At 35.6% G+C, this 15,012-nt stretch carries 11 protein-coding genes; 6 read left to right on the top strand and 5 right to left on the bottom strand.

From position 1 onward, the window contains the following. Positions 1–12 precede the first annotated feature (12 nt). From J3U14_RS10160 to mfd, 3 genes are all read right to left on the bottom strand, one after another. Positions 13–1,557 carry a DUF945 family protein gene (locus J3U14_RS10160; protein WP_267351905.1) on the bottom strand — a complete coding sequence of 515 codons (1,545 nt, stop codon included), beginning with the start codon at positions 1,555–1,557 and terminating at the stop codon, positions 13–15. A gap of 101 nt (positions 1,558–1,658) precedes the next feature. Then, positions 1,659–3,164 carry a DUF945 family protein gene (locus J3U14_RS10165; protein WP_267351906.1) on the bottom strand — a complete coding sequence of 502 codons (1,506 nt, stop codon included), beginning with the start codon at positions 3,162–3,164 and terminating at the stop codon, positions 1,659–1,661. Between the two features lie 472 nt (positions 3,165–3,636). Next, the gene (mfd, locus tag J3U14_RS10170) at positions 3,637–7,095 is read right to left on the bottom strand and encodes a transcription-repair coupling factor (RefSeq protein WP_267351908.1); all 3,459 of its coding nucleotides are present in this window, start codon (positions 7,093–7,095) and stop codon (positions 3,637–3,639) included. A gap of 160 nt (positions 7,096–7,255) precedes the next feature. Between mfd and lolC the strand changes: the two genes are divergently transcribed. Genes lolC through lolE form a run of 3 tightly spaced genes read left to right on the top strand, consistent with a single transcriptional unit; the run spans position 7,256 to position 10,406 of the window. Beyond that, positions 7,256–8,458, top strand: coding sequence for a lipoprotein-releasing ABC transporter permease subunit LolC (gene lolC, locus J3U14_RS10175; protein WP_416380161.1), 1,203 nt, complete (start codon positions 7,256–7,258; stop codon positions 8,456–8,458). Further along, a complete protein-coding gene (lolD, locus tag J3U14_RS10180) occupies positions 8,451–9,143 on the top strand; it encodes a lipoprotein-releasing ABC transporter ATP-binding protein LolD (RefSeq protein WP_267351912.1) in 693 nt (230 codons plus the stop codon). Before lolC ends, lolD begins: the two co-directional genes overlap by 8 nt. 24 nt (positions 9,144–9,167) lie before the next feature. After that, on the top strand, positions 9,168–10,406 hold the full coding sequence (lolE, locus tag J3U14_RS10185) for a lipoprotein-releasing ABC transporter permease subunit LolE (RefSeq protein WP_267351914.1): 1,239 nt from the start codon (positions 9,168–9,170) through the stop codon (positions 10,404–10,406). A gap of 51 nt (positions 10,407–10,457) precedes the next feature. Here lolE and J3U14_RS10190 read toward each other — a convergent pair whose 3' ends face one another. Next, on the bottom strand, positions 10,458–11,189 hold the full coding sequence (locus J3U14_RS10190) for a rhomboid family intramembrane serine protease (protein ID WP_267351916.1): 732 nt from the start codon (positions 11,187–11,189) through the stop codon (positions 10,458–10,460). 54 nt (positions 11,190–11,243) lie between these two features. Then, positions 11,244–11,738: a GNAT family N-acetyltransferase gene (locus tag J3U14_RS10195; RefSeq protein ID WP_267351918.1), complete on the bottom strand. Its 495-nt coding sequence runs from the start codon at positions 11,736–11,738 to the stop codon at positions 11,244–11,246. Between the two features lie 272 nt (positions 11,739–12,010). Between J3U14_RS10195 and J3U14_RS10200 the strand changes: the two genes are divergently transcribed. The 3 genes from J3U14_RS10200 to J3U14_RS10210 form a co-directional block, all read left to right on the top strand. After that, complete coding sequence (locus tag J3U14_RS10200) at positions 12,011–12,646, top strand: hypothetical protein (RefSeq protein WP_267351920.1); 636 nt, start codon at positions 12,011–12,013, stop codon at positions 12,644–12,646. A gap of 388 nt (positions 12,647–13,034) precedes the next feature. Beyond that, a complete protein-coding gene (locus J3U14_RS10205; RefSeq protein ID WP_267369666.1) occupies positions 13,035–13,277 on the top strand; it encodes a hypothetical protein in 243 nt (80 codons plus the stop codon). A 3-nt stretch (positions 13,278–13,280) separates the two neighbouring features. After that, positions 13,281–15,012: type VI secretion system Vgr family protein (locus J3U14_RS10210; RefSeq protein ID WP_267369668.1), on the top strand; the 1,732-nt coding region annotated here is incomplete at its 3' end.

The raw sequence follows: 15,012 nt of genomic DNA on the forward strand, positions 1-15,012 counted from the left end.
TCTCAATTCACATCAAAAATGAGTGAAAAAATCGTCTTTACTATAAATTTTACCATTCACTTCTGCTTGATGTGTATCACCTGAATAGTTGGCATCGGAATATATCCCTTTCATTCCATTTTTATCAAAAGTGAAAAGAATTGAATCTTCTAACCAGGATTTTATATCATTTCCTATTTCTATTTCATCAATTTGCTTTTGTGTAACAACATTTTGTTGATGATTTTCAAATTGAGCTGCAATATAATTTATAACGTTAAATGGCATATCAAGTTTAAGTTTGAATTGATTGATATTATCGTTAAAAGATAATCCACGAAAACTGGTATTACTCTTATAATCCACTAGCAAATCAGCATTAATATCGCCGACATCAGAATGCCAATTAAATTTATAGGACATGCTCCTATTATCTTTATCAGGATTAACATCATAAGGATCGCTAAATTCTATTCCAAATCCAAATTCGCCTAATACAAACGACAGCATACTGATTCCATCCATGTTTATAAATTCATTATTCGAGGAGATAGAACCAAGGTTTTGGTTTCCATACGTTAATGAGCCTATTTTAAAGTCTATTGAATCATAATAATTCTCATCAGTTTGATTTACTGATTGATTAATTAATATTTGGTTTAATATGGCGGTTGCGTTGTCATTGAAAAAATTCTGGGATATAACTTTATTTATGGTTAAATTGTTATGTAATATTCCTTTTTTAAAATCACCATTTCTAACAGCTTTCACATCCTGAAAATTTAGCTCTTTTTTATATGTCGTAACATATTGATAATTTCTGTCAATAAGATCATAATTTTCTTCTGAATAATAAAGATTTTTCAACTCCAATACATAATTTAAAGAGCTATGACTGCTTTCGGGCTCGGTTTTGATAGAAACTTGATCAAGTTTTAAGGATAGGTTTCTGAATTCCGATGTTAATTCTAATTTGTCCCAGTGTGAATTTATTCTGACAGTTGAAAAATCTTTAGAAACATTGAAAAAGCACTCACCTTCAGTTAAGTACAAATTGTTTTCGCCAAACACATGATTGACTAGATTTATCTTAATAGGGTTATTTTTCAAATAAATACTGAACTCTTTTTGAAAACTTAAATTGGCATGACCAGTGATGAATGATTGGTTATTTGACCATTTCCAAAGCTCTGGAAATGCTTTTTCAGTCATTTGATAATCTATCATTGCGACTTGAGGTGTAAAATCACCTTTAGCGATATTGACGATAGGAAAAGGGCCGTGATAAATCGTAATATCATCACTAAAGAGGATATTTTTATCATTCTCAAGATCCGTTTGATTATCTACTGATTCGGTGATAGTCAGGTGTAATTTCGTTGAGAATAGACCTTTATCATAATGGCTTTTGGTTATATTGATCTTACTCATATCCTTGCTGCCATTAATTTTTTCACTGATTAATGACAGGGTATTATCAATTTCATTTTCAATTTTATTGCCAATGTACCAAGTTGAACCTAAATATCCTATGCTTAAGACTGCAACTATTCCTATTGTAAATTTAATTTTTTTCATTGTTTTCCCGTTATTTTTTATAATTATTAATTTGATTTTGATAAACCTAAAGCAACGCCTAGTTAGCCTATCAAGCTAATTAGGCGTAACTAAAAAGAGTCTTAAAGAGAAAGAATTAGACGATTAAAATCATTTTTATTCATTTTTTGTCCATTGATTATCACGTCAGAATCACTCTGTTTTGTTTTCAAATCCAGATAGATACCTTGCTTATCTTCATCAATAGAAATAAGAGGATGATCTTTAATCTTAGATTTCGCGATTAAATTAATCATATATAATTTTCCAGCAATCATATCATCAGTCACATCCGTTTCATTGTAATTTTCCGTTTGTGCCCACATACGTGCTAATACTTTAAATGGAATCTGAATGTTATAACTTAACATGCGATCGGGGGTAATATCATTATTATTGTCATCCGTTGATAAGTTGTTATCGACTATCGCTGATGTGTTGGCAATAATATCGCCTGAAGCATTATGCCAATTTAACAAACCATCCCATTGAATTTTTGAAAAGTCAGATGCATTTTTTTCAATGAATAAACTTTCAAACGGATTCTTTGTGTTAAATCCTTCAAAATTAAACTTAAATTCACCATGACCTAAATTTTGTTTGCCAAAATTGAACGATTCAATACTAGCCTCATAACTGCCCTCTGAGCTATTATTTGGATTAGATCGAACATCTTGCTTAAAGAATATATTATTAAAAACAAATGGCGCTTGTGGATTGAAACTTAAGACAGTTGTTTTCAATTTTTCTATGTTCATCTTGGATTGATAATTAGGTATATTAGCTCCATTGATCGGATCAAATGTTATTGTGTACTGAGCTGAACTACTTATATTATCAATATCTATTTGGAGTGGAAAACTTGATCGAGCGTTTATCGTTAAAGTATCAACGTTTGAGTTTAGATCAACGATATCATCTCCTTTATTTTCTAAGTTAATCTTAAGATTGCTCAATGAGATTGAACTATTCGGATCAAGTTTACATATTAATTTATCAAGCTTTACAGACATCGATGAGGTCAATTCATTTAAATCACTGGTGATGGTGATGTTGCCTTCTGAAATATCTATTCCTTCTTTAAACTGAGGCATGTCAATAGTATTCAAGGCTTTTGTGGTAATTTTTGTGACGACATAATCACTAAATTTAATCCCCATAGTGGCGGTAATAAAAGGTTTATCTCCTGCAAGTTTCCAAAGAGTTGGATTGTCTTTTTCAGTCATTTCATATTCAATCCATGCCAATTGGGGAACAAAGTTACCTTTAATTAATGCGGCCATAGGGAATGGACCATGATGGATAGTTATATCGTCATCAAAAACGGTTTTTGGTTCATTGACATCATATTCAATGCGGGGTTTTTCGGTTATAGTAAGGTGAAATTTGGATGTAAAAATATTTTTTTGATAATTGCTTGTTTTGATTGATATATCATATTGATTTTGGTAGCCATTAATCGTTTCATTAATGTTGATTAATTGACTATCTAATTCTTTCTCAATTTTATTGCCAACATACCATGAACTACCTACATATCCGATTGCTAATAGCGCTACAAAGCCGATAGCTAATTTACTTTTTTTCATTGGTTTTCTCTTTTAATTCATTGTTATTACATAAATTATGTGCTCATAATTCAGAGACGAGTAAAACTAAATTATTATCAATAAACTATCTTATTATGAATAAATAGTTTTATGCGATTCTGACCTTTCAATTCTAATGGATTTCAGAACGATAAGCGAGTTTTTAAGTGATTTTATAAAATCACAATTTATTAGAGAAAATACTGATACTAATTTCATCGCATACTTAGCGATACAGATAAAAAAAGCATAGCTAATGGTCAAAATGAGTATGACCTTACTCATTAAGAAGGATAAAGAAAATGTTTGGTAGATAGGAATCAAAACATGATATTTATTCAGCTAACAAATAACGTTTTATATTAACTTCAAATTGACTGGCAATATTAATTTAGCTCTGCTCATTGCTATGTGGGTGGCATCTATACAGAGCAATGAGCTATTTATTAAACAATTTTCAAGATGTTGTGTGTTATGCTTGATGTGTGGAAAATTCAGTTAACAAGTTTTTGATATATTCAATACGCTCTACACGTTGTAAATCAGTTTTTTGTAATCTTAATCTATTATTGCCTTCTAAACGATAATTTTTAGGTTCTTTTTGAATGATTTCAATTAAATAATCAACTGAAATTTTATTATTACTACCAAATTCGATAAACCCACCTTTTTCACCAAATTCAATTTTAGTAATGCCTAATTGATTAGCATGAAAACGAATTTTAGTTGTTTCTAACAAAAAGAGAACTGCATCAGGTAATTGCCCAAAACGATCACGCATTTCAACTTGTATATCGGTCAATTCATCTAAATTATTGATACTCGCAATACGTTTATACAAAGATAAACGAGTATTAACATCCGGAATAAAATCGTCTGGAATCAATGTAGGTAAACGTAACTCAATTTCCGTTTGTTGACTGGTCAACAGTGATTCAAGCGTAGGTTCTTTTCCTTCTTTTAAGGATTTTACGGCATCTTCTAGTAGTTCAATATATAAATTAAACCCAATAGTTTCAATTTGACCACTTTGATCGCTTCCTAACAACTCGCCTGCACCTCGAATTTCCAGATCATGCGTTGCTAAAGCAAAACCTGCACCCAAATCTTCTAGGGTTGCGATAGCATCAAGACGTTTTTTTGCATCTTTACTCAATAATTTAGGATGTGGTGTTAATAAATAAGCATATGCTTGATGATACGAACGACCAACCCGACCACGCAACTGATGCAATTGCGCTAAACCAAATTTATCGGCACGCTCAATAATAATCGTATTAGCATTAGGAATATCGATACCGGTTTCAACAATGGTGGTACAAACTAAAATATTAAAACGTTGATGATGAAAATCATTCATCACTCGCTCTAAATCTCGTTCATGCATTTGACCATGACCAACGCCAATACGTGCTTCGGGCACTAATTCGGCTAGCTTTTCACTCACATTATTAATATCCGAGACATCATTATGTAAATAATAGATTTGACCACCACGCAAAATTTCACGCAGGATAGCTTCTCGAATCACTAAATCATCGTATTCTCTGACAAAGGTTTTCACTGCTAATCGGCGAGCAGGAGGCGTGGCAATGATAGAAAGATCACGCATGCCACTCATCGCCATATTCAATGTTCGAGGAATAGGGGTAGCAGTTAGGGTCAATATATCGATATTGGCTCGCATAGCTTTGATACGTTCTTTTTGACGAACACCAAAGCGATGCTCTTCATCAACAATCAATAGACCAAGATCCTTCCATTTTACATCTTCCTGCAATAATTTATGCGTGCCAATGACAATATCGACTTTACCTTCTGCAAGTGCATCAATGACGGCTCGTTGCTGTTTTGCGGTTTTAAAACGAGACAAACTTTCAATACGTATTGGCCAATTAGCAAAACGATTACAAAAACTTTCATAATGTTGTTGAGCAAGTAAGGTGGTTGGCACCAAAACTGCGGCTTGCTTTTGATTGACGACAGCTAAAAAAGCAGCGCGAATTGCAACTTCAGTTTTGCCAAAGCCGACATCCCCACAAACCAATCGATCCATAGCATAAGGTGAACACATATCCCCGATAACGGCGCCAATAGCATTTTGTTGATCTTCCGTTTCTTGATAAGGAAAGGCTTGGCAAAACAGTTCGTATTGTTCACGATCTTGCTTAAATTCAAATCCTGGTTTACTTTCACGCTCCGCATAAATATCTAACAATTCGGCAGCAACATCACGGACTTTTTCTGCTGCTTTTTGTCTGGCTTTGCTCCAAGCATCTGTCCCTAATTTATTTAAAGGCGCATTTTCTTCATCACCGCCAGAATAACGGCTGATCAGGTTAAGCGATGAAACAGGTACATAAAGTTTGGTATCATTTGCATAAAGCAAAATAAGATATTCAGCCGTAATACCGCCTGTTTCTAACGTTGTTAACCCAGCATAACGTCCTACACCGTGCTCTAAATGCACGACTGGTTTACCAGGGGTTAATTCGGCTAAACTACGAACTAAACTATCGGTATTAATAGCTTGTCTGTTCTCATTTTTACGACGGATAACACGTCGTCCTAACAGTTCATTTTCAGTAATAAAAGCAAAATGCTGTTGCTCATCAATGAAACCTTGTTCACCCGCACCGACCATGACACAAAAGCGGTTATCAACCGTTGCTTGCTGATCAAGCTGATTAATGCTGGTTGGATAAATACGAATTCGACCTAAAATCTCTTGTAATGCTTCTTTACGACCTTCTGATTCAACCGAAAAAATAATCTTGCCATTAAAGTTTTCAGTGAATTGATTAAACTGATGATAAGGGTCTTTCAATTGAATCTGAAAACCAATATCAGGCAAACTCATAAAAGGTAAATTGATATTTTTAGATGACTCATCCACCGTGTTATTCGATACAATCATCCTTGGATAATGTTTAAAATTAGCAAAGATTTCATCCGTTTTAGACCAAATAACCGCGGGTTCAAGTAAAGGACGCATAGGATCAACTTTGCGACTATCATAACGTTGATTAATATCTTGCCAATATTTATTGGCAAACTGCTCGATATTGACCGTATTAATAATTAGCGTATTATCTAAAAAATAAGAAAAAAGTGTCGTTAGCGGCTCACTAAAAAACAAGGCCTGCCAGTATTCAATCCCTGTTGGTAAGATATTTTTACTGACTTGCTGATAAATACTTTCAGGCTCTAATCTGACTTCAAATTTTGCACGCCATTGGCTACGAAACAATTCAATAGCCGCTTTATCAAAAGGAAACTCATGAGCTGGTAATAACTCAATTTCAACAATTTCTTCAAGCGTTCGTTGTGTTTCAGCATCAAACGTTCGGATACTATCAATTTCATCATCAAAAAAATCAATACGATAAGGTTTATCGTTACCCATAGGAAAAATATCAAAAAGTGCGCCTCGTGTGGCATACTCGCCATGTTCCATGACTTGGCTAACAGCGCGATAACCGGCATTTTCTAATTGCATTCGCAAATGTTCACGGCTAATTTGTAAGCCTTTCTTCATGATGAACACATGCCCACCTAAATAACTTTTTGGGCAAACTTTTTGCATTAACGTATTGATCGGTAAAATTAACGCGCCTTTGGTTAAATGTGCAAGATGATAAAGGCAAGATAAGCGTTCAGATACAATATCTTGATGAGGTGAAAAACTATCATAAGGCAAGGTTTCCCAATCAGGAAACGAAATAGCCGGAAAATGGCTAAATTGCTTCAGCTCTTCATAAATGCGGGTTGTTTGCTGCATATCATCGGTGACAATCACCACTAAACCGTTATGCGCAGCAATTGCATCGGCACATAGTTTCGATAATGAGGATCCCACCAGTTGTCCAAACTGTTTTACTTCACCGGGTTTTTGTGGAATAAGTGTTGAAATATTGAGTTTTTTAGACATGATAAATTTAATTGATATTGGTGCAAAAAGTATTAATACATTATAACGTAATTACTTGGATGTTTTCTATAACTGTTTAATCCTGTATGATAAACGTCTTCTATTTAACTTGCAAAACTTTGTCAAAAAGTTTCGGAAATGATAAACATTTATGTCAAAAATATTTCGTCCATTAGTGCTTTATATTGGGTTACGTTATGTATATGGTCAAAAGACTGATGGCTTTGGTCGCTTTGTTTCATGGTTATCGATGATAGGGATCATGCTTGGATCATTGGGATTAATTCTGGTGTTATCGGTCATGAATGGACTAGAAGATCAGATGCAAAATAGTGTGTTAAAGTTCTTACCGCAAGCACAAATCACCACACCACAAGGCAAAATCGTCATAGATAACACGGCATATGAACAATTTGGACAGATTAATGGCGTAAGTCGCATTACGCCGTTAGTCACTAGCGACGTGGTATTGCAAAGTGAACAAAGTATCAATGTAAGTACCTTGATGGGCATCAATCCAGAAGATGATGATCCCATTCAAGATTATATTTATACCGGATCGATATCCGATCTACAGGCTGGGCAATATAATGTAATCTTAGGACAAACATTAGCCAATCAACTCGGCGTGACAGTAGGTAATAAAATACGTTTAATGATTACCGATGCCAGTCAGGTCACACCAGTGGGGCGTATACCATCACAACGTTTATTTACTGTTGTTGGACTATTTTCTGTTAACCATGACATTAACCAAACCTTAATTTACGTCAACCAAACCGATGCCCAAAAATTACTCCGTTACCCAGCTAATACAATTACCGGTTGGCGATTATTTTTGAAACACCCTCTACAAATTGCTGAAATTACGAATACTCCGCTACCGGAAGGACTTGAATTTAAAGATTGGCGAGCAAAACGGGGCGAATTATTTCAAGCAATAAAAATGGAAAAAAACGTCATGGGTTTACTGATTAGCCTTATAGTGATTGTTGCAGCATTTAATATTATTACGTCTTTAAGTTTATTGGTGATGGAAAAACAAGGTGAGGTTGCCATTTTAAAAACTCAAGGATTATCACGTTTTAAAATAATGCTAATTTTTATCATACAAGGCGCAAGTTCAGGGGTAATAGGTACACTACTAGGAAGCACATTAGGACTTGTACTTGCTTGTAACTTAAATAACATCATGGAAACCTTAGATTTATCGCTTGCAGGTATAGAATTACCGACATTAATCGAACCTTCACAAATTGTTTTTATTATTATCGGATTACTCATGTTATCGCTAATATCAACCTTATATCCTGCTTATCGTGCTGCAACCATTCAACCTGCCGAGGCGCTACGTTATGAATAATACTCAGCCATTACTGACTGCTAAAAATCTCTATAAAACCTATAAAGAAGGGAAAATGGTGACTGAAGTCTTAAAAAATGTTTCATTTGATCTTCATCCTCAATCACTACTCGCTATTATCGGAAGTTCAGGTTCGGGTAAAAGTACACTATTACATCTACTGGGTGGATTGGACAAACCGACATCAGGTGAAATCATATTCAAATCACAACGGCTTAATCAATTATCAGAACAAGCAAAAGCAAAATTACGCAATCAAGATATCGGTTTTGTCTACCAGTTTCATCACCTTTTACCCGATTTTACCGCACTTGAAAATATCGCTATGCCACTCTTAATTGGTGGTGTATCGCCCAACGAAGCCAAAAAACGGGCAAAAGACATGTTAGCATCAGTTAATTTAACAAACCGAGCCGAACATCGTCCATCCGAACTATCGGGCGGTGAACGTCAACGTGTGGCAATAGGACGGGCATTAATTAATAACCCGTCTTTAGTCATGGCGGATGAACCCACCGGAAACTTGGATAAAACAACAGCGGATGCCATATTTGATTTGCTTATCAAACTCAATAAAGAACAAGGAACAGCTTTTTTGGTTGTTACTCATGATCTTGAATTGGCTAAAAAATTAGATAAACAATTGGTTATGAGTGACGGGCAGCTTTCTGAAAGCGGACATTAAAAAAACGATTTAGTGGAAAACAAAATGAATCTATCCTTAATGACGGCAATAAAATTTCGTCAAGGTCGCCGTAAAAGTGGCATGGTATCACTTATCTCGATTATCTCAACTTTAAGCATTGCAATTGGAATTGCCGCACTCATTATTGGCTTAAGTGCCATGAATGGCTTTGAATATGAATTAAAAAACCGAGTGTTATCGGTTGTACCACATGGACAGATATATTCTCAATATGGCAATTTAGATGACTGGCAGCATATTCAACAAGAGTTAGAAGAAGATAAAAATATTGTTTCAGCGGCACCATTTATCAGCTTTACAGGGCTTATCGAAAATGGAAGCAAACTTGGAGCCGTTGAGGTACAAGGGGTTGATCCACAGCGCGAAAAAGCCATAAGTGCATTACCAAAATATGTGTTAGATGATCGTTGGCAATATTTTAAAAACGACAGTCAGCAAATTATTATCGGATCGGGACTGGCAAAAAAACTATCGGTAAAACAGGGCGCATGGATAACATTGTTAATTCCGGTATCAAGTGATAATAACCAACTCAAACCACCTAAACGTGTGCGTTTACAAGTGGTGGGTATTTTAGATTTAAGTGGTAGCTTAAGTAACAATGTTGCGTTAATCCCTTTAGCTGACGCACAAAAACTTTTAAATATTGGTGACAGTGTCACAGGAATAATGGTCAACGTTAACCAAGTTTATTTGGCTAAAAGCCTATTAGGAAGGGCGATATTAAATCTTGACGAAAACGTCACATACACCAGTTGGGAAAACTCGTACGGTTTTATGTATCGAGATATTCAAATGATACGACAAATCATGTATTTAGCAATGATTGTGGTGATTGGTGTTGCCTGTTTCAATATTGTTTCGACATTAGTGATAGCTGTAAAAGATAAACAACGAGATATTGCAATTCTTAAAACACTGGGCGCAAATAATCGCCTAATTAAACATATCTTTATTTGGTATGGGGTCATTTCGGGTTTAATAGGCAGTTTACTCGGCGTAGTTTTAGGCGTTCTATCTGCTTGGCAACTGTCAAATATCATGAAAGTAATTGAATCGCTGATCGGGCATAAAGTATTAAATGGAAATGTCTATTTTATTGACTTTTTACCTTCGAAAATTCATGCAACTGATGTGCTAATTGTATTTATTACAGCCATGCTATTAAGTTTAATTGCCAGTTATTATCCGGCTAAACGGGCATGTAAAATTGATCCGGCGAAAATATTAAACAGTTTTTAAAATGATAAATCAGGCGCTGATAGCACTAGTTATCAGCGCAACATAATGTGATTAATAATGATATTTTAAATTATCCGGTAATTCATAATGCACATAGCCCATATAAATACACCAGATAGTCACGATAAATAATAAACAAATAAACAGTACTGTAAATTTACTTGAATACCCAAACCATTTTATCAATAACGACACGACTAAACCCAAACCAAAACCGGCAACAGCCCCCCCTAAATGCGCCATATTATTAATACCAGGAAGCAAGCCCAAACCAGCGGTAAGCACTAAGCTAATGATAATAGCATTGATGGGCATTTCTTTAAGATTGGCCCGATTAACCAAACTATAAGCCAATAATGCGGTAATAATTCCTAAAATTGCACCGGATGCCCCACAACTAATCACGGTACGATCAAGATTAGCAATATCACTGACTAAATTACTGATTAATCCAGAAAGAAAATAAATACCAATAAAGGCAAATTTTGGAAGGCGTTTTTCTAAAATGATGCCCACACTCCATAAGGCGATCATATTCATTAACAAGTGTGACAGGCTGACATGCATAAATAAGCTAGTGAACATGCGCCAATATTGCCCCGAAAAAGTCAATTGCGATACATCGGCGCCCCAATCAACCAAAAACAAGTTTTTTAAAGAATCAACAAAACTACGGCTATCACAAAGACGGGATATAACAAACCAAGCAATATTAATCACAATCAGTGAACTGGTTATTTTGGCTTGGCGTCCTAAATAAATTAAATTTTGTAAAATAGTCATGTAAACTTGTATCCTTATAAATAAAGTGCATAAGTTATTTGATATTGACAACGTTTAAATAAGTGATTTTCCAAAAATAATTAAATCACGCTTTACACCGTCCAGTTCGGCAATCTTTGGACATAATCCCCATTGCTGATACTGCATTTTACTAAAAAGACTGATACTGGGAATATTATGACCAAATACATAACTTAATATGCTATCGATACCGACTTTACGGGCATATTCTTCAATTTGAGCAAGCATATATTGCCCAATTTTTTTACCTCGAAACTGTTCATGAAGATATAAACTCACTTCGACCGTTTTAGAATAAGCAGGTCGCCCATAAAACGAAGATAAACTAATCCAACCACAAGGTTGATTTTGATGCTGAATTAACCAAAGAGGGCGGTTATCCTCATTATGTTGTTCAAACCAATCACGCTTACTGTCGATTGAAACAGGTGATGTATCGGCTGTGACCATACGGCTGGCAATGGTCGAATTATAAACCTCAACAATAAAAGGCAAATCATTGAGTGTGGCATGACGAAACGTGATCATAAAATAGAGTCTGTCAATGGATAAGGGAAGGTATTGTAATGAGATTATTTAAATCAGACAACCAATTAATTACCGAAACCGAGTTAACCATTATCAATAAATACAGGACGAAAAATAGTCTACAAATGCAGTTACTATCATGCTTAAAGCACGCTCATTATCGCCAAGGCTATAAATTAACTCTATGATAAACAAATAATTATTTTGCAATGTGTGTTAGGCTCTTTTATAATGGCAAAGTGATTATCACTAAAATGAATAGGAATAGCAGAATGAATGGAGCCGTTAACCAACCTTATATCGCCTTTGATCCTGAAGAGGCAGAATTTTTGTGTGATTACGATGTCAAATTAGAATCTAAAAAAATTATTCTTTCCAATATCCACAATATAGTTCTTCGATTTCACATTCCTAAAAAAAGAATACTAACCTTTATCGCATTAATTGCGTCTTGGGTACTGCTTACTGTGCTATACCTAAATTATAATCCGACAGATAAACTATTTTTTAATCTTCTATTAGTCATGTTGCTAGGTGCTATTATTATAGTATTTTGGATCCTTCAACATTATATTGCAGTTTCATTTGAAATCAGGCGACTAAAAAAACTTTACAACAGCTTAAAATGGCCTGTCACCAGTTATTTTGCCTTTTTTGAAGAAGGAATTTTAGTCAAATCTTATGATATAGAAGGAATATTTTATTGGAATGACTTTAAAAACATCATAGCCAGTTCTAACGTTATTACTTTTCAATTTTATCCTAAAGGTACTCCAAAAGGTGACTTACTAAAAAATCACTATCCAATATTACGCCCATTTTATTTAATTATTGATGATGACAAAAAAATCCAGTCAATTTTGGCAAAGGTCAATCATCAACATGATGATTTGGTTGAATTTAAGTGATGAATTTAAGCAAGTCAAAATTTTATTATAATGAAGATCACCATAGGATTATTGAGTTGATATTAAGGTATAAGTAAGATAATTAATACTTCGATCTTCATCATAATCTCCATATAGTCAACACCGTTTTATAATCAACTATCACTTTTGAAAAATTATCTTTATTCAATATTTTTAGAATAATTAAAATACAACATTAATAGAATGCTTACTTCGATATTTGAATTTACACGTTTTGTAATTTATTGTTAATTTTACATAACTTATCAAAAATTATATTGCAAATTTTTGCAAAGTAATATAATTTTTTATAAATAAGATTATCGTAATTGATAATACAAAATAAATAAAAGTTAATTAGGGATAGTATGGATATTAAGGAGTAATTGTGGTTCGTTGTTTAGTGCTATCAGATAACCGATTACCTATTTACAGTCATTTTTGGCATTATCATGATGATTGGTATCTCAATTTACAATCATCATCTTGTCAATTCGCTAACTCTTTTCTTGCTATTAATAGCTCACCAATCATACCCACAAAACTCACTTACAACATTATTATCAAAATGATATTGGACTGTCTAAATAACAGGCATAAAGTCCGACAAATGCGAAATATACAGGAGTAACCCATGGCGAACAAAATAACCACCCTTATCAATCAAGTCGGTGAAGGTTTATTGAATGAATTAACGGGCGAGGTAAGCCACAACCGCTACACCTTAACGGTTGATAATCTGATTTCGCCAATTTCTGTTTTACACGTACAAGGTGATGAACAGCTCAACCAGCCATGGCATTACACCATTGACTTTACCAGCCCGGATAAAACCTTATCGCCCGATGATATACTCAATCAAAAAGCGTCATTTTCCTTTAATCCTGCGGTTAAAAATGTGCTGGCAACGGCGATTCGTTCCCTAAGTGACCTGCCTGTCGAGAGTGACTTACGAAAAATATATGGCGTTATTACCCGTTTTAGTTTGTTATCGGTCAGTAAAGAGCAGGCACATTATCAGATAGTGTTATCGCCTCGTTTAGCCAGATTAGCTTTAAATCGCAATAATGCGATATACCAAAACCAAAGTGTGATTAGTGTGGTTGAAGAAGTGCTGCGCAGTCATGGTTTTACCGGCATCGATTACCGTCTGGAATTAAACAGCAGCTACCCTGAACGTGAGTTTATCACCCAATGGCAGGAAAGTGACTTAAGCTTTATTCAGCGTCTGCTGGCGGATATTGGTGTCTGGTTTCGATTTGAAACGCATGCTGAGCACAATTGCGATGTAATGGTGATAAGCGATTATGAACAAGGCTATGAGCAGGTCAGCGATATTGATTACCGGTTACCGAGCGGGACGCTGGATGGTGGAGCAGAAAGTATCTGGGATATCCGGTTACGCAGTCGGGTGGTGGAATCATCGGTTAAAGTGCAGGATTACAACTATCGTGATGCGAAAGCGAATTTACACGGTGACGTGAACAGCCAGCCGAAAGACAGCACCACCTATGGCACGGATTACCGTTATGGCGAACACTACAAAGGGCTGAGAAGTAACGGACAAGAAGATAAATTGAACGGTGATGTAGATGATGTAGATAACGATAACGACGATAATCATTCTAACCCGAGCGACCCGAATACTATCACGGAAAGCGGACAATGGTATGCCCGAATACGGCACGAACAGGCAATCAGTGAAAAAATCGTGATTAGTGGCAAAAGCAACCGCTATCACCTGACACCGGGGCAACGGATACAGATTAAAGGCAGTCCGTTAGTTGATATTGCTGACGGGGTGATAATATTAAGTGTAGAAGGGCAAGGCAACCGCACGGATGCTTACGAGCTGCATTTTACCGCTATTCCGTATCAGGTATTAAAACCGTATCGCCCTAAACCGATAGCCTGGCCACAAATCGGGGGGACTTTACCGGCACGGGTGACCAGTCCGGACAATGACACCTATGGCTATATTGATACCCAAGGTCGGTATCGGGTGAAATTTAACTATGACCTGAAAGCATGGAAAGCAGGCAATGAAAGTTTATGGGTAAGACTGGCAAAACCGTATGCCGGAGGCACTTATGGCTTTCATTTTCCGTTAATTGACGGCACGGAGGTCGCCATGGCATTTATGGACGGCAATCCTGACCGCCCGTATATTGCCCATGCTATGCATGACAGTGCCCACCCTGACCCTGTCACCACAATAAACAAACACCGTAATGTGATTCGCACCCCGACCAATAACAAGTTGCGCATGGATGACAAACGGGGACAAGAGCATATCAAGCTGGCGACTGAATACGGCAAAACGCAACTTAATCTGGGTCACTTAGTCAACCAAAAAAAAGAGTTAC

It is taken from the genome of Gilliamella sp. B3801 (assembly GCF_026536645.1).
Classification (GTDB): domain Bacteria; phylum Pseudomonadota; class Gammaproteobacteria; order Enterobacterales; family Orbaceae; genus Gilliamella; species Gilliamella apicola_I.